The sequence below is a fragment of the Nocardia sp. NPDC051787 genome, assembly GCF_040681325.1.
Taxonomy (GTDB): Bacteria; Actinomycetota; Actinomycetes; order Mycobacteriales; family Mycobacteriaceae; genus Nocardia.
On the sequence record NZ_JBFAYO010000001.1, the window covers coordinates 353,550 to 373,011 of the forward strand.

Sequence of the window (19,462 nt, forward strand, 5' to 3'; positions counted from 1 at the left end):
GCCGTCGGTCCGTCGCTCGTATCCGGGAGGCAGCGTTGCCGAACAATCTCGAAGCAACTATCGACATCTCCGCGCCTCCGGAGCAGGTGTGGGCGGTGATCGCCGACCTGAAGCGGATGCCGGAGTTCAGCCCGCAATGTGTGCGCATGGTGGTGCTCGGCTCGCCCAAAGCGGGCACCTGGACGGTCAACCTCAATCGCGACGGCAAGAAGTACTGGCCCACCACCGCCCGCATCGTGCGGTATGAGCCCAACCAGGCATTCGCCTTCCGGGTCAACGAGAACCGCACCGTGTGGAGCTACACCCTGGAGCCGACGGAGACCGGAACCAGGCTGATCGAACGCCGGGACGTGCCCAACGGCACCACCTGGATCTCCCGCAGGGCGATCAAGGCGGCGCTCGGTGGCGAGGCCCCGTTCGAGGAGGCGCTGATGCGTGGCATGAACGAGACCCTCGGCAAGATCAAGACCGCGGTCGAGGCGCGCGCCTGATCCCTGCGGTGTGTCGCGCCGGTGACCGCCGACTACGTCGCGGCGGCCGTCTCCCGAACGGAGTATGAGCGAGGCGGTCCGCCGGACTCACCGGCTCTCCCATGACCCATGCGGAGCGCGTCGCGGTCCGGCAACAAGCATGTGGCGTGCTGGAAGTGGCACCGGACTCCGCAGCGCGGGTTCGTGACCGAGCGAGAGTTCGCCGGGGTGCAGGTACCGCCACCCCGGCGAGTAGCGCTACTTCCAGTTGGGCAGGTTCACGACCTGGGCCGCGTACGAGAGCCCCGCGCCGAACGCGATGAGCAGCGCGGTGTCACCCGGCTTCGACTCGCCGTTGCGCAGCAGCGCCTCCATGGCCAGCGGGATCGACGCGGCGGAGGTGTTGCCCGACTCCTCGATATCGTTGGCGAGCGCGCAGTGCTCGGGCAGTTTCAGCACCCGGGCCATGATCTCGATGATCCGGCCGTTGGCCTGGTGCGGGATCATCGCGTCCAGGTCGGAGGTGGACAGGCCCGCGCGGTCGATCGCGTCGCGGCACACCTTCTCCAATGAGTGCGCCGCCCAGCGGAACACCGCGGTGCCCTCCATGGCCATGTACGGCCGTACGGCGTCCAGGCCCTTTTCGTCGATCTCGGCGAAGTACTCCATCCAGTCCTTGTCCTGCCGGATGGCGTGGTGCTGGGTGCCGTCCGAGCCCCACACGGTGGGACCGATGCCCGGCTCGTCGGACGGGCCGACGATCACCGCGCCCGCACCGTCGGCAAAAAGGAAGGCGGTGGACCGATCGGTCGGGTTGATCGTGTTGGTCAGTTTCTCCACTCCGATCACCAGGACATGCCCGGCGGTTCCGGCCCGGATCAAGTCCGACGCCAGCGCGATCGAGTGGCAGAAGCCCGCACAGCCGGCCGAGACGTCGAAGGCGGCGGCGCCGTTCATGCCGAGCTCGGTGGCGATGCGCGGGGCGGCGGCCGGGGTCAGCAACAGGTGTGTCGAGGTAGCAACGATCACGCAATCGACTTGGTCGACCGCGATGCCCGAAGATTCCAGCGCGCCGCGCGCGGCGGCGACGCTCATGCTCTGAATCGTTTCCGACTCGTTGGCGAACCGGCGGGTCTTGATGCCCGACCTGGTCCTGATCCACTCGTCGCTCGAGTTGATCGGACCCGCCACCTCGTCGTTGGTGACCACTCGAGCAGGGCGGTAAACGCCGAGCCCGAGGATCGCCGTGTGCTCTGCCCCGGTGGTCTGGGCGATGCGAGCAGCCATCTGCGTCTCCTATGTACCTGCCGGCGGCGCCGCCGGGTTTTCCCCGAAGCATCGATATCGGTCCCTCATCCGCCACTGCCCATCCGAGGATAGACATGAGGCTTCCTCATATTAGCCCGAGAGTCGCTCATCTGGCGCGCGTATTTCGACAATCCGTGGGTATCTCGTCGAACACGCCACTGCTGTCCGAGGCGTGGCCCGGTTATTGATGTGAGGACACCATGCTCGGTCTCGGAATCATCGGATGGATCATCATCGGCGGTCTGGCCGGATGGATCGCCAGCAAGATCATGAAGACGGACGCTCAGCAGGGCATCCTGCTCAATATCGTCGTCGGAGTGGTCGGCGGCCTGCTCGGTGGGTTCCTGCTGAAGGTGCTCGGCGTCGACGTCGAGGGCGGCGGCCTCTGGTTCAGCTTCTTCACCTGCCTTGGTGGTGCGGTCATCCTGTTGTTCCTGGTGCGGCTGGTCACCGGGAGCAGGATCAGGTCCTGACCCCGCGTGCCACAGGCTCCTTTCCCGTAAGGTGTGAACGCTTGCGCCGGTCCTATTCTTGACAGGGCGCAACCCGTCTGCATCGAGCACGAAAGAGGAGCCTGTGGCCCGCCGTCCCACCCCGCCCGGCACGCCTGAACGCACCGGAGTCGGCCACGTCGTCGATCTGGTCCGGCACGTGATCCCTCCGCTGCATCCCGCCGGGCTCCCATTCGTGGCCGCGCCGCTGGCGGTTGCCGTCCTGGGCGGCAAGCGCACGTGGGTGCGCCGGACGGGACTGGCCGCCGCGGCGGCCTGCGCGACCTTCTTCCGGCATCCGCACCGGGTGCCGCCGAACCGGCCCGGCGTCGTGGTCGCCCCCGCCGACGGTGAGATCGCCTTGGTCGACACCGCCGCTCCGCCCGCGGAACTCGGGCTCGGCGATCAGCCGCTGCCCCGGGTCAGCATCTTCCTGTCGGTTCTGGACGTGCATGTGCAGCGCACGCCGGTCTCCGGCGTGGTGCGCACCGTGCTGCACCAGTCCGGCCAGTTCCGTTCCGCCGACCTGCCCGAGGCCAGTTCGGTGAACGAGCGCAACAGCATGGTGCTGGAAACCCCGGAGGGCAGCCAGGTCGTCGTCGTGCAGATCGCCGGTCTGCTCGCCCGCCGGATCGTCTGCGACGCGCAGGTCGGCGACGTGCTCACCATCGGCGACACCTACGGCTTGATCCGCTTCGGCTCGCGGGTCGACACCTATTTCCCGCTCGGCACCGAACTGCTCGTCCAGCCCGGCCAGCGCACCATCGGCGGCGAGTCCGTGCTCGCCGTGCTCGGCTCCACCGCTGACGCGTGATGGAAGCGGCGGTACCCACCCAGCGGCGGCGGCGGACCATCCGGCTGCTGCCGAGCATCGTCACCATCCTGGCGCTGTGCGCCGGACTGTCGGCGGTGAAGTTCGGCCTCGACGGCAAGCTCGACATCGCGCTGGCCATGATCGGCGCGGCCGCCGTGCTGGACACCCTCGACGGCAGGCTGGCCAGGATGCTGGACGCCACCACGAAGATGGGGGCCGAGCTGGATTCACTGTCGGACGCCATCTCCTTCGGTGTCGCCCCCGCGCTCGTGCTCTATGTGACCCTGCTCAGCAGCAACAGTGTGGGCTGGATCGTCGCGCTGCTGTTCGCCGTCAGCATCGTGCTGCGGCTGGCCCGGTTCAACACCCTGATGGACGACGACACCCGGCCGGACTGGGCGCGGGAGTACTTCGTCGGCGTGCCGGCTCCGGCGGGCGCGCTGATCGCGATGGTGCCGGTGGCGCTGCTGGTGCAGTTCGGCGACGGCTGGTGGGTGGGCTTCTACGAGGTCGCGGCGTGGACGGTGTTCGCGGCGGCGCTGTGCGTCAGCACGATTCCGACGCTGGCGATGAAGTCGGTGTCGGTGGCGCCGCAGGCGGCCGCCGGGCTGCTGGTGCTGGTCGCGCTCGCGGCGGCGGCGCTGGTGACCTATCCGATCGTGCTGCTGCTGGTGCTGGTCGTGCTGTACCTGGGCCATATTCCGTTCGCCTGGCATTCCCAGCGTTGGGTGGCCGCGCGGCCGGAGACCTGGCAGCACAAGCCCGCCGAGCGGCGCGCACAGCGTCGCGCGAACCGGCGGCTGCCCGCGATCCGTCGTCCGGTGATCCGCGGCTCCTCCGCCCGGCTGCGCCTGCGCCGCCCCGGCGCCAAGCAGCGCCAGAACGGAAACCCCCCACCCGGCGGGAATCTTTTGTAGCTCTCGCGGGTGACAACTGATTTCCTGAGTACATGGGTAACTCGTCGGGCACGCCCAGAAGCCGCGCGGCACTCAACGCAGGACCTGAACGGAAATCTGCAGGTCCCGACTCGTACGACCTGGAGTCCCGGAGAGGCGGAGGAGCACCGATCGCAGGACCTGTACGTGAATCTCATGTCACTCAACCAGTACAGCCTGACGACGCGGAGCGGCGGGAGAGCCTGCGGGAGTTCGAGGAGCACCGGCCGCGGCTGTTCGCGCTCGCCTACCGGATGCTCGGCTCGGCCGGCGAGGCCGAGGACGCCGTGCAGGAGACCTATCTGCGCTGGGACGCTGCCGACCGCGGCGGAATCCGCTCCGCCGAGGCGTGGTTGACCACCGCGCTGGCCAACCTGTGCCGCACCTGGCTCGTTTCGGCACGGGCCAGGCGGGAGAACTACGTCGGACCGTGGCTGCCCGAGCCGGTGCCGACCGCGAACGGCGAGCTCGGTCCGCTGGAGTCCGTCGAAGAGCGCGAACTCGTCTCGTTCGCGCTGCTGACCGCGATGGAGCGACTGAGTCCGGTCGAACGGGCCGTCTTCGTGCTGCGCGAGGCATTCGGGTACGCGCACCGCGAGATCGCCGACATGCTCGACGTGACCGAGGCCAACTCGCAGCAGATCTTCCGGCGGGCGGGCCAGCGCGTGCGAGAAGGCCGGGCCCGCTTCGGTGTTCCCGCCGAGCACGCCCGTGAGCTGGTCGAACGGTTCTTGAAGGCGGCGCGCGGCGGCGATATCGAGTCGCTGGAGCAGATGCTCACCGCCGACGTCACCGCGACGGCCGACGGCGGCGGTCTGATCAACGCGGCCCGCCGCCCGATTCACGGCGCGAACCATGTGGCACGGTACCTCGCCGGCTTGCTGCGCTGGGCGGTGCCGGGGATGCGATTGCTCGTCGAGGAGGTCAACGGCGCGCCTGCCGTGGTGGCGCGCGTGGATGGGGCGCCAATGCTCGTGGTGGGGATGGATGTGGCCAACGGCGCGGTCGCGGCGCTGCGGCTGATCGTCAACCCGGAGAAGCTGGCCTATTTCGCCATGTCGAGCGGGTCGAACAGCGTGGGGGACACGCTCCCCGCGCGGCCCGGCCGTCCCTTGTGACACGCCTCACGGCGCTGTTCTGTCAGGATTCGATGGCCTGTCCGGTCTGAAGGGTGATGGCCGATCGAAAGGAGCCACATCATGACCGGACAACATCGGATCGTCGTCCTCGGCGCCGGGTACGCGGGGCTGGCGGCGGCCCGCAGGCTCGCAGGCACGGCGCGCGACGCGCGAATCACCGTGGTGGACGCCCACGCGGCGTTCGTCGAGCGGGTGCGGCTGCACCAGCAGGCGGCCGGGCAACGGATTCCGGCTTGGGATCTGCGGGAACTGCTGCAACGTAAGGGCATCGACTTCGTCCATGCCGTCGCAGCGGACATCGACACGACCGGGAAGCGCGTGGTGCTCGACGTGGCGCCCGCTCTGGAGTACGACACCCTGATCTACGCGCTCGGCAGCGTGGCCGACGCCGAGCGCGTGCCGGGCGTGGCCGAGCACGCGTATTCCATTGCGACGCAGGAGGACATGAAGAACCTGGTCGTGCCGCGCGGAACGGTCGCGGTGGTCGGGGCCGGGGCAACCGGAATCGAGCTGGCGGCGGAACTGGCCGAATCGAACCCGGATAACCGGGTGTTATTGATCGCTTCGGATGAACCGGGTGCCTGGCTGTCGCCGCGCGCGCAAACGCATATCCGGCGGACACTCGAGCGGCTCGGGGTCGAGATCCGCTCGGACGTCAAGGTGATCGAAGTGACGCCCGCGGGCGTCCGATCGGCCGACGGTGCACTGGTCGAGGCGGCGGCGACGGTGTGGACCACGGGTTTTCGCGTGCCGGGCCTCGCCGCGCGCTCGGGGCTCGCGGTGGACTCCGACGGCCGTGTGCTGACCGACGCCACCCTGCGCTCGGTGTCGCATTCGGACGTCTACGCTGCGGGTGACGCCGCTGTGGTCGCAGGGCCCGGCGGGCGCGAGCTGCGCATGGCCTGTGCGACAGCGCTGCCCACCGGCAAGCACGCGGCCGATGCGGTCGTCGCGCGGATACGCGGGGCCCAGGCGCGGCCGCTGCGGTTCCGGTACGTGCTGCAGTGCCTGAGCCTGGGCCGACGCGACGGGCTGGTCCAGTTCGTGCACGCCGACGACGCACCGGGCGGGATGGTGCTGACCGGACGAACCGCGGCGTGGGTGAAGGAGCGGATAGTGCGCGGCGCGTCCTGGGCGGCCCGGCCCTGAGAAATCGTCAACCAATGGTTGACGGCATGGTGTCGTCAACTTATGGTTGACGCATGACATCACCATTCCGCCTCGACGATCTGATCGAGGGCATCAAGAAAGCCCGTCCCGACAATGTGCTCGAGCAGCTGTCCGACGCTGTTGTCCTGGCGAACCACCTCGACGAATTGGCCGATCACCTGATCGGCCATTTCGTGGACCAAGCCCGCCGCTCCGGGGCCTCCTGGACCGACATCGGCGCCAGCATGGGCGTCAGCAAGCAGGCCGCGCAGAAGCGGTTCGTGCCCAAAGTGCCCGACCCGGCCGCCGCCGCGGCCATGGACCCGAACGCGGGCTTCGCCCGGTTCACCCCGCGGGCGCGCCAGGTGGTGATGGCCGCGCAAGAGGCTGCCCGCAGTGCGGGGAACCCGGAAATCGGCGTGGGGCACGTGGTGCTCGGGCTGCTCACCGAACCGGAGGGGCTTGCGGTGAAGGAACTCCTCACCCACGGCATCGCGCTGGACGCGCTCTCCGCCGCCGCCACCGCCTCGCTGCCGCCGAGCGAGGGCGAGGTTCCCGCCCTGGTCCCGTTCGGCCCGGGGGCGAAGAAGGTCCTGGAGCTCACCTTCCGTGAGGCGCTTCGCCTGGGACACAACTACATCGGGACCGAGCACATCTTGCTCGCCCTGCTCGAGCAGGAGAACGGTTCCGGAATGCTCAGTGACCTCGGCATGGACAAGGCCCGCACCGAAGCGCACCTGATCGAGCTGCTCTCGGCGTTCACGCCAGGGAAGTCCTGATCACGCCCGCCCGGCCAGGCCACCGCCCCACCGCGGCCAGCGGGCCTGCGGTTTCGGCTCGGAGACCAGCGGCTCGCGGTGGATGTCGGTGACGTACAGGGGGAGTTGGGGTTCCAGCCGGGCGAGCAATTCGAGGCCGCGTCCGCCCTGCGCCGCACGGTATTCCGGCATGGTGAGGCCGACGAGTTGCAGGAACCGGACCCGGCCGTGCGGGCTGTCGATGGTGCCCAGTTCGGGGTCGGTCACGAAGCAGACGGCATGACTGGTGCAGTCCGCATGGCCCGCCGCGATCGGTCCGTTCGCCTTGATGGTGTGGCCCGGCTCGAACCACTTGCCGGACTGGAAGACGTAGCGCGCCAGGTTCTGCAGGAAGTTCGTCGGCCACGCGGGCGGTTCGGTCTCCTCGGGCCCGCGCGCCAGGCGGAAGGTGAACTCGAAGCCCCAGCCGGATTCCGCCCGGTTGTCCCACTCCTTCTCGTACAGCTCGGTCATGCCGTAGCCGACGTAGTGCCAGTGCGGTACCGGGTCGGTGCGGGAGTACGCGCTGATCCCGTCGAGCGGGTCGGGTCCGCCGAGGGACCACGGGTGGTCGGGGGCCCAGTGGAAGGGTTCGATCTCGCCGTACAGCGGTCGCAACGCGCCGTCGATGGCATCCCAGCCGGGTTTTTCACTCACCCCGCCACCATAAGCACGCGCCGCCCGGCCGCATCCGGGGCGTCAGGTGCGGTGCCCGGTCAGGAGTCCGGCACGTTGCGGGCGAGCTCGTCCAGCCAGGCGGCCGCCGACGCGTCGCTCGGTGCGCGCCAGTCGCCGCGGGGGGAGAGCGATCCGCCGGAGCCGACCTTCGGCGCGTTCGGCAGCGTCGATCGCTTGAACTGGCTGGTCTGCACGAAGCGGCGCAGGAATTCGGCCAGCCAATGCTTGATCGTGGCCAGGTCGTAGGCATTGCGCTGGTCGGCGGGCACGAGGTCGGGCCAGCGCCCGGCAGCGGGATCGGACCAGGCGTGCCGGGCCAGATATGCGATGCGGCTGGGGCGGTAGCCGAAGCGCAACAGGTAGTACAGATGGAAATCCTGCAGCTCGTACGGGCCCACCGTGGCTTCCGAACTCTGGCTCGGCACCGAGGAATCCGTGTGCGGAATCAGCTCGGGCGAGATCTCGGTGCGCAGAATCGACGACAGCACCTCGCCCGCTTCGGGTCCGAACTGCTCGGTGTCCACCGCCCAGGCGATCAGGTATTTGATCAACGTCTTGGGCACCGAGGCGTTGACGCTGTAGTGCGCCATGTGATCCCCGACGCCGAAGGTGCACCAGCCGAGCGCAAGCTCGCTCAGGTCGCCCGTGCCCACCACCAGCGCGCCGTGCTGATTGGCCAGCCGGAACAGGTGCGAGGTCCGCTCGCCCGCCTGCACGTTCTCGTAGGTGATGTCGTAGCGCGCCGCGCCGTCGGCGGCCGGATGGCCGAGGTCGCGCAGCATCTGGGTGGCCGAAGGGCGGATGTCGATCTCGGTCGCCGTGACGCCGAGCGCCGCCATCAGGCGGTGCGCGTCGGTCCTGGTCCTGGTGCTGGTCGCGAACCCGGGCATGGTGTAGGCCAGCACGTTCTCCCGCGGCAGGCCGAGGCGGTCCATCGTCTTGGCCGCCACGATCAGCGCCTGAGTGGAGTCCAACCCGCCGGACACCCCGATCACCACGCGCTCGAGCCCGGTCGCGCGCAATCGCGTGCTCAGGCCCTCGACCTGGATGTGGTGCACTTCGGCGCAGCGCTCGTTGCGCTTGGCGGGATCGGCGGGGACGTACGGGAAGCGTTCGATGTCGCGGCGCAGCGCGACCGGTTCTTCGGGGATCGGCAGCCGCACCTCGACGCGTCGCATCGCGGCCAGCCGGTCGCGGTGGTCGTGCACGTTGTCGGCGAAGCTCGTAGTGCGCAACCGATCCGCCGCGAGCCTGCGCAGGTCCAGGTCGGCGGTGACCAGCTGGGGATGATCGCAGAACCGCTCGCCCTCGGCGAGCAGGTCGCCGTTCTCGCAGATCAGCGCCTGCCCGTCCCAGGCGAGGTCGGTGGTCGACTCGCCGTGCCCGGCGGCGGAATACAAATACGCAGCGAGGTAGCGGGCCGAATGCGAGGTGCACAGCGCCCGCCGGTAGTCCGCTTTCCCGATCACGATATTGCTCGCGGACAGGTTGACCAGCACCGTCGCCCCGGCCAGCGCGGCGAAGCCGCTCGGCGGCAAAGGAACCCAGCCGTCCTCGCAGATTTCCAGGTGAAAGGTGAAATCCTCCAGGTTGCTCGCGTGGAACAGCAGATCGGACCCGAACGGCGCCCGGTGCCCCGCGATCGTGACCTGGTCGTCCAGGGCTTCCCGCGCCGCCGCGAACTGACGCTTCTCGTAGTACTCCCGGTAGTTCGGCAGATAGCTCTTCGGCGCCACGCCTAGCACGACGCCGCGGCAGATCGCGACCGCGCAGTTGAACAGCCTCCCCTGCGCCCGCACCGGTGCGCCGACGACGAGCACCGTGTCGAGGTCCGTGCTCGCCGCGACGACCCGCTCCAGCGCCGCCTCGACCGCGTCGTCCAGCGCGTCCTGGTGGAACAGGTCATCGGCGGTATACGAGGACAAACCCAGCTCGGGAAACACCGTCAGCACCGCACCGGCCGCCGCGGCCTGTCCGGCCAGCTCGACGGTCTGCTCGACGTTGTAGGCGGGATCGGCCACCCGGATCCGTGGCACGGCCACCGCGATCCGGGCGAACCCGTGCCGGTACAGCGAATCGAACGGCAGGTCGGCCACCGCATACCCCTTCGGGATCACCTGATCATGGTCCATCCGGAATCTACGCCGCGTCGGACGTCCAGGTGCGGTGCCGGGTTTCCGGTGAGCCCAGGACCAGTGCTCCGACCTGCTCTTTTTACCGTCGCAGCCAGGTGCGCCCGATCGTCCGGCCCGAGATGTGAACCGATGACGGCTAAGCTATAGCAATGGCGGATGAAACGGATTCCGACCTAATAGCGGGGGAACGGCGCGCAGACCTGCTGCGCGCGCTTTCGTATGTGTCCACCGAGTCTCAACCCGACGGCAGCTATGTGGTGAACGGCGACCTGCCGCCGGATGTGGCGCCGCCGTTCATTCGCGCGATCATGCGGGTGGAGGCGGAGTTGCTGCTGCACGACGCCGAGCTCGTCACCGTCGAGGGGGGCGAGCCCCGCACGCCCGAGGAACGTCGCACGGACGCCTTCGTCGCCTTGGTCCTGCGCGTCGACGACCGCCCGTAACGCGGCGCGGCGGCGCGGGATGACCTTGCACTCGGCACCCCTGAGTGCTAATAATGCTCTTGGCACTCCCGACCTGTGAGTGCCAGGTCGGGCCGGTGAGACCGGGTTCCATCGACACCCTCGGTCGTCCGTCGCGGGCACCGCACCTGGCCAGCGTAAATGGGGCGATCCAAACCTGCGGTCGTCCTGTGTGTCAGCCATACACATGGAGGATCTCAACAACGCCATGGCCAAGACAATTGCGTATGACGAAGAGGCCCGTCGCGGTCTCGAGCGGGGTCTGAACAGCCTCGCCGACGCGGTCAAGGTGACGCTGGGACCCAAGGGTCGCAACGTTGTCCTGGAGAAGAAGTGGGGCGCCCCCACGATCACCAACGATGGTGTGTCCATCGCCAAGGAGATCGAGCTGGAGGACCCGTACGAGAAGATCGGCGCCGAGCTGGTCAAGGAAGTCGCCAAGAAGACCGACGACGTCGCGGGCGACGGCACCACAACCGCGACCGTGCTCGCTCAGGCGCTGGTGCGCGAGGGCCTGCGCAACGTCGCGGCCGGCGCGAACCCGCTGGGCCTGAAGCGCGGCATCGAGAAGGCCGTCGAGGCCGTCACCGCCAAGCTGCTCGACACCGCCAAGGAGGTCGAGACCAAGGAGCAGATCGCCGCCACCGCCGGTATCTCGGCGGGCGACGCGTCCATCGGTGAGCTGATCGCCGAGGCCATGGACAAGGTCGGCAAGGAAGGCGTCATCACCGTCGAGGAGAGCAACACCTTCGGCCTCCAGCTGGAGCTCACCGAGGGTATGCGCTTCGACAAGGGCTACATCTCGGGCTACTTCGTCACCGACCCGGAGCGTCAGGAAGCGGTCCTCGAGGACCCGTACATCCTGCTGGTCGGCTCGAAGGTCTCCACCGTGAAGGACCTGCTGCCGCTGCTGGAGAAGGTCATTCAGGCGGGCAAGCCGCTGCTGATCATCGCCGAGGACGTCGAGGGCGAGGCCCTGTCCACCCTGGTGGTCAACAAGATCCGCGGCACCTTCAAGTCCGTCGCGGTCAAGGCGCCCGGCTTCGGTGACCGCCGCAAGGCGCAGCTGGCCGACATCGCCATCCTGACCGGTGGCGAGGTCATCAGCGAAGAGGTCGGCCTCTCGCTGGAGGCCGCGGGCGTCGAGCTGCTCGGCCAGGCGCGCAAGGTCGTCGTCACCAAGGACGAGACCACCATCGTCGAGGGCGCGGGCGACGCGGAGGCGATCAAGGGCCGGGTCGCGCAGATCCGTACCGAGATCGAGAACTCCGACTCGGACTACGACCGTGAGAAGCTGCAGGAGCGGCTGGCCAAGCTGGCCGGTGGTGTCGCGGTGATCAAGGCGGGCGCGGCCACCGAGGTGGAGCTCAAGGAGCGCAAGCACCGCATCGAGGACGCCGTTCGCAACGCGAAGGCCGCCGTCGAGGAGGGCATCGTCGCCGGTGGTGGCGTCGCTCTGCTGCAGTCGGCTCCGGCTCTGGATGAGCTGAAGCTCAGTGGTGACGAGGCCACCGGTGCGAACATCGTGAAGGTCGCGCTGTCGGCTCCGCTGAAGCAGATCGCGTTCAACGCGGGCCTCGAGCCCGGTGTGGTCGCCGAGAAGGTTTCCAACCTGCCTGCGGGTCACGGCCTGAACGCCGACTCGGGCGAGTACGAGGACCTGCTGGCCGCCGGCGTCGCCGACCCGGTCAAGGTCACCCGTTCGGCCCTGCAGAACGCGGCGTCGATCGCGGCGCTGTTCCTGACCACCGAGGCCGTGGTCGCCGACAAGCCGGAGAAGGCCGCCGCTCCCGCGGCCGACCCGACCGGCGGCATGGGCGGCATGGACTTCTGAGTCCGGCCACCCGGCAACACCTGTCGAACCGGAAGCCGGTCCACCTTCGGGTGGGCCGGCTTCCGGCGTTCGGGGTCAGATTCCGTAGGCCATGCACTCGCAGGAGAGCTAAGCGGGGTGGGCGGTCTGTTTCTGCTGGCCACGTCGATATTTCGGGGAGTACCGCCCGCTGTCGCCACTTCGGGCCAGCTGATAGGTTCACCAGCATGCCCAGCCGCGATGAGAAAACCGTCGGCCTGATCCTTGTCACCTACCAGTCCGCCGAGGACCTACCTCCATTCCTGGAGTCCATCGATGCTGCGGTCGAGCCGCTGACGCTCGATGTGATCGGCGTCGACAACACCTCGACCGACGCCAGTGCCGATATCATCGAGGAGTTCGGTGGGCGAGTCATCCGCAACCGAGAGAATGTCGGCTTGGCCGCGGCTATCAATCAGGGCGCAGCCGCTACCGACGCCGAGTGGATTCTGGTCGCCAATCCCGACACGCAGCTCGCGCCCGGATCGATCGCTGCGCTGGTCGAGACGGCGAAGTCAGACGACCGCATCGGCATGATCGGGCCGCGCATCGCCCGACTGGATGGCACACCGTATCCGTCGGGTCGGCGGTTCCCATCGCTCGCGATCGGCGTCGTTCACGCCTTCCTCGGCGCAGTTTGGCCCGGGAACCCCGCAACGCGAGCCTACTTCGGTGATCCAGTCGATTCTGTCAGCGATGTCGACTGGATCTCCGGCTGCTGCATGTTGTTCCGTCGTGAGGCATTCGACGCCGTGGGCGGGTTCGACACCCGGTACTTCCTGTACTTCGAAGAAACCAAAATGGCGCTCGACATGCACCGCGCCGGATGGCGGGTCGTGTTCGATCCGAGTGTCGAGATCCGGCACCGAGAAGGCGGCAGCATGCGGTCGGCGCCATTCCGCAAGATCCGCAGCCACCACCGCAGCGCGCTGCGGTTCTACTGCGACTATCACCGGGGATCACCGTGGCTGTTGTTCGCTCCGCTGGTCGCGGCAGGCTTGGTGGCGCGTGGCGCGGCGTCGGTGCTGCGGACTGCGATCAGCCAGCGCTTGCGCCGCTAAGCGAACGGTTGCTCGTAGAGTGCGATTCCGGCCGCGAGGTCGTCGAGCAGCTTGTGCAGAACCTGGTTGCCGGTCCGGGAGCTCGGCATGCACTGAGCGCAGTCGTCCGGGATTCGTCGCCCGGACGACGCCGCAACCACATCAAGGATCCGCGAGCCCTTCACCGAGCCGAGGTCGTAGCCGGTCTGCGCGAACCGTGGCTCGGCCTTGAGATCGCACGGCGTCAGGTGCCCGTAGGCGCCGATTGTGGGTCGGAAGTAGCGGCCGAGGCATTCGCTGGTGCGTGAACGGTCGGGTATCTGGCCGTTGGCGATCGAAACCAGTTCGTCGCCGATGTCGATTCGAATGCGGTCCGGCGGTCGCCGCCGTACGGTGCGCAGTTGGTCGCGGACGAGCTCGAGCTGATCGTGGGTGAGTCCGGTGGTGACGTCGACCTCGTCTTTTCGTAGGTCGAGCCAGTCGGCGCCGGTTTCTGCGGCGAAGTCTGCCATGGCTTCGATCTGCAAGTGGTTGAGCGGTTGGACGACGAAACCGATTCCGACGGTGGGGAATCCGTCACGTTCCGCGACTATGGCACCGAGGCTGCTCACAACCCTATTGAGCGCACGCTGTCGCGGGCGCGTGCCTGCGATGCGGTCGTAGGTGCCGGGCTCCGGTGAGTGGATGCTGAATCGGATGCGATGGCAGCGCAGCAGCGTGTCGAACAGCGGGCTTCCCGGTCGAATGCTGTATCCGGTCGTATAGACGTGGATTTCGAATCCGAGGTCGGCCGCCGCGGTGAGGATAGTGGGCAGCTCCGGGTTGATCATCGCTTCACCGCCTCCGGAAACGACGAGGCGCTGTACGTCGTTTGCTCGAAGTTCGGCGAGTACGCCGATCCACTCGTTGGATGACATCAGGCCCTTGTTGTCGAGTTGCTTGGTGGCGTAGGTAAGTTCCTGTTGGTCCGACCACAAGCACATCGCGCACCGGTAGTTGCAGGTGCCGCGCGTGGGGTGAATTTCTACCGTTTCCGACAGCGCTGGTTGACCGGACCTGATCCGCACAGGTCGCTCTGGTGCACGCTGCCATTCCTGTACGGTCGCGGCGGCGAACGCCCACCGTATCCGATGCGGGTAGTACGCCGAATTCACCAAGTGCGTGATCTCTGGGCTGCCGTGGCACGCTCGGTAGGCGGCCCGCACCGTGTCGAGACTGGCGCCGAGGTATTCAGCGAGCTGGGTAGCCGGTGTGGACGGTGCTGCGAGGTGGCACAGCAAGATCGCGCGGACAAGTTCGCTGTCAGGGGCGGAGCGCATCGCATCCGTGCAGAGCTGTGCCAAATCTTCATCAGCGTGCATTACTCGGTGAGCGGAATGGATGAGGTTCATGGTGCTCATGCCGGCTCCGATCCAGTTGCTGCGAGTGCCAGGTCCGCGACGGTGGCCAGCCATTCCTCGGCGCGAAGCAAGGTGATCAACGAACGGGATCGGTCGAAAAGTAGGACTGTCCCGGTTGGATGTTCCACGATCCGATGCGTCAATGGCGCTGTACGCAGCTTCGCAGCGAGGTCGGCTGTGTCGATCGGGTTTCGCATCAGCCAGTGCTGGTCAATGCTGGCGATTGGAACCATCTCCACTTCAGGTACCGGACCTTCGAGTCGGCCAATGAGATGCTGGGTAGCATCGCGGTTCGCATCGGTGCCCAACTGGAACTTGTGTCGCGCTTCGATCTCGCGTGGCAGTTGGCGGGCCAAGCCCTCCGCAAGCAAGGATTCAGCGCTCCCCAGCAGGTCTGAAATATCATGGGTGTAAACCGATCCGAGTGCAGCATTGCCGACCATCTCGCGGCCCCAAGTGGCGGCCTGCAACCGGAACTCCCCATTCGGCCGGATATTACACAGGGTGTCTTTGACTTGTTCGGAAAGCTGTTGCAGCGTGATAGACCTGCTGGGGTTCACAATCGCGCTAGCGGCGCCGGTGGCCGGCCAGAATGAGTTGAATGTCAGGTACATGCCACGGCTCAGCATCTGCTGGTGGTGCTGGTCGACGATGGCCTGTACGCCGCGAAACTCCCTTTCCCGTAGCGCAAGTTCTGGATAGTGCTCGCGTGCCTGACCGGAAAAGCTTGGCGCGCAGAGGTGATGCTGCTCGGCCAGCTGCTCGCCCGCCAGATAATTGGTGAGCTCGATTACACGTTCCCAATTGCCTCGGTGAACAACTGTGATGACGGTGATCGGCTTGCCTGTGTCCCGCAGTTTCCGTAGCCCGTCGAGTACCTTCGGTAGATTCTTGCCACGTGCTGAACCATGCAGCTCGTTGGTTACACCGTCCACACTGGTACAGAGGCGGGTAAGGTTCGATGTCGCGATAGCGCGGTGAGTTGCGGGAGTCACCATCGTGGCGTTTGTGATCAAGGTCGATGCGCAGCGATCCAGGACGTGTGTGGCGTCCAGAATCTCTTGCAGGTCATCGTGTAACGTGATCTCGCCGCCGGTCAGGACCACTTCCAACACCCCGTACTGTTCAGCGGCGGCCAGCGCCTGCTGGATCGCGGTCGACCGCAGTTGCTGCTGGCGCCACACCTCCCCGGGATGGCAATAGCGGCACCTCAGGTTGCATTCGTTGACAGCGTCGATAACGAGCCGCAGTAGGCGTCCCGTCGGCTCGATTTCTGGTCCAGCGGCATCTGTGGTTTGCCGGTTGCCTTTGCGGTTTCGCATGTTTCCCCCTTGGGAGTGTTGATGTTTTCACATTGAAATCAGTGAGGCGCGATAGATTCCAGTCCCGGCGCCGATGTGTTTTTGTCGAAGACCTCGAATGGTCTGGTCAGAGCTCCAGATAAAGGCGTTCGTTAGGGAGGCGCGGCAATCCGGTTGTGTCGCCTGGAATTATTGTCACCGCGTCGTGGTAGTGGTGAGTGCGCCAGTCCTCCGCAAACGTCAACGCGGCTGTTAGGCAGGCGGCAAATTCGAGACGCACATCATGGAATTGGACCGACAGGTGTACGTCAGCCTCATCTGGCCGCGGAGAACCGTTCTTAGTCAAGACATTCCACCGTGCTCCACCATTGATCGACGGGCAGATATGGACTCGGAGATGCCACGGCGCCTTCCGGGATGTCGTTGATCGGCGCATTCGCGAATTGCCTCGACTACTGCCATTCCGGAGGGCCGGAACTCGTCGCGAGGCGGTTTGACCCAGACGCGGAATCCATTGCTGCGGGGCGCCGGAGACGGCAGCGCTATCTGGGCGCCCATGCAGGAGACGGAGACATTGAGCCGGAACAATTCTGCGAACAGGCGTACCTCGTCGGGCACGTCCGGGATGACAAGGAAGGTCCATCGTTTAGAGCGCGGATGCGAGATGATCGGACCGAGCTTGATCCCCCGACTCTGCACATGACTCTTCACCGTGCCGCCGAGCTGATGAGGCATGGTGATCGCGCCCACGCTGCCCGCAGGCATGACGATGCCGAGTTCGGGCTGAATCCTGGCGGGTAGCCCGCAGGTTTGCCGATAGAACCGGCATCGTGTAATAGGCGTATCGGCCTGTATCGGCGGCAGTACCTGAGTGTCGTCCAACCCCATCCGCGTGTCTCCCCTCGTGGTGTGATGAGCACCCGACGCCGGGGAGGCTGTGCCACCGGTCGACCGCTCACGGTGATCGGTTTGCCGTTGCGGGGCAACGGCATCGACCCGGCACCGGGTGCTGGTTACAGCCTGCGGCGGATCTGTGGAAGCGATAAGGCAGCGAACCGGAATTGTTCCGGCAATGTGTGACCAACCGCGCGTGCTGGGGTTAGCCTGAGACCACTGTCGGCTGAAACGCTGCGGAGTTACTGATGAAGGGTCTCCATTGAACGGGTATTGAGGTCGCGTGCCTACGCGAGGCCATGCTGCTTGGTGTCGACGAGTTCGGCCACGCGATCGGGTGCTCGCCGAGATCGGTTCGGCTGTGGGAATCCAAAGGTATTCGAGCGCACCTCAATCCGAGCAGTAAACGCCTTTTGGAAAGGGAGTACGCGAACCTCAATGAGGCCGGGCGGCAACGCTTTGAAGCTGCGCTCGAACAGGCCGGTCGGTTGCCACAGGCCACAGCAGAACCTGCAACCCGGATTCAGATTTCGGTTTCGTCTCAGCAAGGTGACCTGCTTGCGACGTTCGACGGTCTCCGGTTGGTGGTCGACCAAACGCTGTCGAGGTGCACGGTGACTCCGGCGCGGGTCGAACTGATCGAGGAACGTGTCGCTGACCGGATCCGGACCTACACCACGACGCCGCCTGCGGTCGCCTTGGCCGAGATCGCGCCCGATTTTTTCGAGGTGCAGACCATCTCTGAAGAGCGACAGCCCGCGGCCATCCAAGCGCGGCTGTCCGAGTTGTCGGCCGCGCTCGGCTTGCTGACTGCTGATGCCTTGATGAAGCTCGGTGAGATCGGGCGTGCCAACACATGGTACGGCACCGCTCGGATGGCAGCTGACGACAGTCCGAATCGACAGCTACAGGCGACCGCCCGTGCACAACATGCAATGCTGCCCTACTACTACGGAGATCTCGGCAAGACGATCGCGCTGGCCAGGTCGGCGCAGGAACTCCTGTCGGATACCGCCTGCGACGCCACCGCACTCGCCGCCGCAGCCGAGGCCCGCGCACTTGCCAGGCTCGGCGACCAGGCAGGCGCCGAGCAGGCGATGAACAAGGCTCAGCGTCTGACCGAAGCACTGCCGAACACTGGCAGCGACGAAGCATTTCGCTTCAATGCCAGACGACTTCTGTTGTACATGTCTGGAACACTGACCTACATGGGACGCATTACCAGGGCGCGTCGGATCCAAGACGAGGCGTTGCAGCTTTACCGGGACACTCCGGTGGTAATAGATCCAGCACTGATCCAACTCGACACAGCCCTGGGGTACGCGATGAGCGGATCAGCTGACGACGGCTGCCGACTCGCCGAGCATGTACTTGACAGTCTGCCTGACGAACATCGCACTCGGATCGTGGCCACCCGAGCCGGCGATGTTCTGGACGCTGTGCCTACAGGGCATCGACTGCTTCCCTCTGCGGCCTCGTTGCGTAAACTCATCAGCGCCGAGGCGGCGGGGTGATGATACGCCAGGACATCGAACCTCCCCGGCTCACCGAATCGACCTTTACCCCAGAGCGGACCCGAGCCATCCTCGACGCCGCGTGCCTCGCCGCCGGGTTCAATGCGACGGGTGCCGAATTACTGCGCCATCACACCAACGCCGTATACGCGCTGACCAGCGAACCGATCGTGGTGAAGATCGGTCGACCGAACCATGTCGGACACATGGATGTCGTCGCCCTCGTGCGGTGGTTGGAAGAACAGGCTGTACCAACAGTTTCGCTCGTTGATACCGAACAGCCGCTGAACCTGGGTGGCTGCCCGGTCACTTTCTGGAGGTACCTCGACCAGGAACGCGGAATCGCGACTGCGGCCGAACTCGCCGAGCCACTCGCCAGTTTGCACGCGTGCTCCTCCAGCCCGCCGGACATACTGCCGAACAGGCATATTCACAACACTCTCACGTCGATTGCCTATGCCATCGATACCAGCAGTATCCTCACACCCAAAGACCGTGCCCTACTGCATGCACGGCTTGATGAGCTCGCGAGTCAAGAACGCGATATCCGGTACGCGCTCACGCGGGGTGTTATCCATGGCGACGCGCAACATCGAAATGCCCTGTGGGACAATCACGCTGGACGCGCGGTTCTGTGCGATTGGGAGAACGCGGCTATCGGCCCGCCCGAATGGGACCTGGTAACCATCGAGATCCACTGCCGTCGCTTCGGGCACCCGCCACACGAATACGAGGCGTTCAGTCGCGTGTACGGATTCGATGTGCGCGACTGGGCCGGTTATGAGTGGTTGCGTGACATGCGCGAGTTGCGGATGATCACCACCAATGCACGCAAGTGCGGGCCAGGATCAGCGACTGCCGCTGAGGTCTTGCGGCGGGTGGAGGCACTTCGGCACGACGTGCCGATCATCTGGAACATCCTGTAGCACCCGCCAGCGCCAATCCGGGCCGAGCAGTGGTCGACCCCGAGCGTCAGGGAGCAGTCCCGACGTCGAGGGCGAGGCCCTGTCCACCCTGGTGGTCAACAAGATCCGCGGCACCTTCAAGTCCGTCGCGGTCAAGGCGCCCGGCTTCGGTGACCGCC

At 66.4% G+C, this 19,462-nt stretch carries 18 protein-coding genes; 12 read left to right on the plus strand and 6 right to left on the minus strand.

The features are described from left to right. Nucleotides 1–35: 35 nt before the first annotated feature. The gene (locus AB0M45_RS01665) at nt 36–491 is read left to right on the plus strand and encodes an SRPBCC family protein (protein WP_364321547.1); all 456 of its coding nucleotides are present in this window, start codon (nt 36–38) and stop codon (nt 489–491) included. A 237-nt stretch (nt 492–728) separates the two neighbouring features. On the opposite strand, the gene AB0M45_RS01670 is transcribed toward AB0M45_RS01665, so the two are convergent. Beyond that, nucleotides 729–1,757: a beta-ketoacyl-ACP synthase III gene (locus tag AB0M45_RS01670; protein WP_364321550.1), complete on the minus strand. Its 1,029-nt coding sequence runs from the start codon at nt 1,755–1,757 to the stop codon at nt 729–731. A gap of 221 nt (nt 1,758–1,978) precedes the next feature. Between AB0M45_RS01670 and AB0M45_RS01675 the strand changes: the two genes are divergently transcribed. From AB0M45_RS01675 to AB0M45_RS01700, 6 genes are all read left to right on the plus strand, one after another. After that, the gene (locus tag AB0M45_RS01675) at nt 1,979–2,251 is read left to right on the plus strand and encodes a GlsB/YeaQ/YmgE family stress response membrane protein (protein ID WP_364321553.1); all 273 of its coding nucleotides are present in this window, start codon (nt 1,979–1,981) and stop codon (nt 2,249–2,251) included. Nucleotides 2,252–2,354: 103 nt separating this feature from the next. Beyond that, a complete protein-coding gene (locus AB0M45_RS01680; RefSeq protein WP_364321556.1) occupies nt 2,355–3,083 on the plus strand; it encodes a phosphatidylserine decarboxylase in 729 nt (242 codons plus the stop codon). Next, nucleotides 3,083–4,000 (plus strand): phosphatidylcholine/phosphatidylserine synthase, encoded by a 918-nt coding sequence (locus AB0M45_RS01685; RefSeq protein WP_364321777.1) that lies wholly within the window; start codon nt 3,083–3,085, stop codon nt 3,998–4,000. The genes AB0M45_RS01680 and AB0M45_RS01685 overlap by 1 nt, the downstream gene beginning before the upstream one ends. Nucleotides 4,001–4,221: 221 nt before the next feature. Further along, complete coding sequence (locus tag AB0M45_RS01690; RefSeq protein WP_364321780.1) at nt 4,222–5,136, plus strand: RNA polymerase sigma-70 factor; 915 nt, start codon at nt 4,222–4,224, stop codon at nt 5,134–5,136. 81 nt (nt 5,137–5,217) lie between these two features. After that, nucleotides 5,218–6,306, plus strand: coding sequence for an FAD-dependent oxidoreductase (locus tag AB0M45_RS01695; protein WP_364321559.1), 1,089 nt, complete (start codon nt 5,218–5,220; stop codon nt 6,304–6,306). 53 nt (nt 6,307–6,359) lie between these two features. Beyond that, the gene (locus AB0M45_RS01700; protein WP_364321562.1) at nt 6,360–7,085 is read left to right on the plus strand and encodes a Clp protease N-terminal domain-containing protein; all 726 of its coding nucleotides are present in this window, start codon (nt 6,360–6,362) and stop codon (nt 7,083–7,085) included. Here AB0M45_RS01700 and AB0M45_RS01705 read toward each other — a convergent pair whose 3' ends face one another. Both AB0M45_RS01705 and AB0M45_RS01710 read right to left on the minus strand, forming a co-directional pair. Further along, a complete protein-coding gene (locus tag AB0M45_RS01705; RefSeq protein ID WP_364321565.1) occupies nt 7,086–7,760 on the minus strand; it encodes a suppressor of fused domain protein in 675 nt (224 codons plus the stop codon). Between the two features lie 59 nt (nt 7,761–7,819). Further along, nucleotides 7,820–9,913, minus strand: coding sequence for an NAD(+) synthase (locus AB0M45_RS01710; RefSeq protein ID WP_364321568.1), 2,094 nt, complete (start codon nt 9,911–9,913; stop codon nt 7,820–7,822). Nucleotides 9,914–10,065: 152 nt separating this feature from the next. Between AB0M45_RS01710 and AB0M45_RS01715 the strand changes: the two genes are divergently transcribed. From AB0M45_RS01715 to AB0M45_RS01725, 3 genes are all read left to right on the plus strand, one after another. Continuing rightward, entirely contained in the window at nt 10,066–10,359 is a 294-nt protein-coding gene (locus AB0M45_RS01715; RefSeq protein ID WP_040784153.1) for a hypothetical protein, read from the plus strand. A 226-nt stretch (nt 10,360–10,585) separates the two neighbouring features. After that, a complete protein-coding gene (gene groL, locus AB0M45_RS01720; protein ID WP_040784310.1) occupies nt 10,586–12,211 on the plus strand; it encodes a chaperonin GroEL in 1,626 nt (541 codons plus the stop codon). Between the two features lie 206 nt (nt 12,212–12,417). Further along, the gene (locus AB0M45_RS01725) at nt 12,418–13,290 is read left to right on the plus strand and encodes a glycosyltransferase family 2 protein (RefSeq protein WP_364321573.1); all 873 of its coding nucleotides are present in this window, start codon (nt 12,418–12,420) and stop codon (nt 13,288–13,290) included. Here the strand turns inward: AB0M45_RS01725 and AB0M45_RS01730 are convergent. From AB0M45_RS01730 to AB0M45_RS01740, 3 genes are all read right to left on the minus strand, one after another. After that, complete coding sequence (locus tag AB0M45_RS01730) at nt 13,287–14,588, minus strand: radical SAM protein (protein ID WP_364321575.1); 1,302 nt, start codon at nt 14,586–14,588, stop codon at nt 13,287–13,289. The two genes, AB0M45_RS01725 and AB0M45_RS01730, sit on opposite strands and share 4 nt — an antisense overlap. Before the next feature lie 77 nt (nt 14,589–14,665). Continuing rightward, nucleotides 14,666–15,991 carry a radical SAM protein gene (locus AB0M45_RS01735; protein ID WP_364321578.1) on the minus strand — a complete coding sequence of 442 codons (1,326 nt, stop codon included), beginning with the start codon at nt 15,989–15,991 and terminating at the stop codon, nt 14,666–14,668. Between the two features lie 321 nt (nt 15,992–16,312). Further along, nucleotides 16,313–16,858, minus strand: coding sequence for a DNA-directed RNA polymerase subunit beta (locus AB0M45_RS01740; protein WP_364321581.1), 546 nt, complete (start codon nt 16,856–16,858; stop codon nt 16,313–16,315). 305 nt (nt 16,859–17,163) lie between these two features. Here AB0M45_RS01740 and AB0M45_RS01745 point away from each other — a divergent pair, with 305 nt between their 5' ends. Then, the gene (locus AB0M45_RS01745) at nt 17,164–18,378 is read left to right on the plus strand and encodes a hypothetical protein (protein ID WP_364321584.1); all 1,215 of its coding nucleotides are present in this window, start codon (nt 17,164–17,166) and stop codon (nt 18,376–18,378) included. After that, complete coding sequence (locus AB0M45_RS01750) at nt 18,378–19,304, plus strand: phosphotransferase (RefSeq protein ID WP_364321587.1); 927 nt, start codon at nt 18,378–18,380, stop codon at nt 19,302–19,304. The genes AB0M45_RS01745 and AB0M45_RS01750 overlap by 1 nt, the downstream gene beginning before the upstream one ends. Nucleotides 19,305–19,462: the final 158 nt, after the last annotated feature.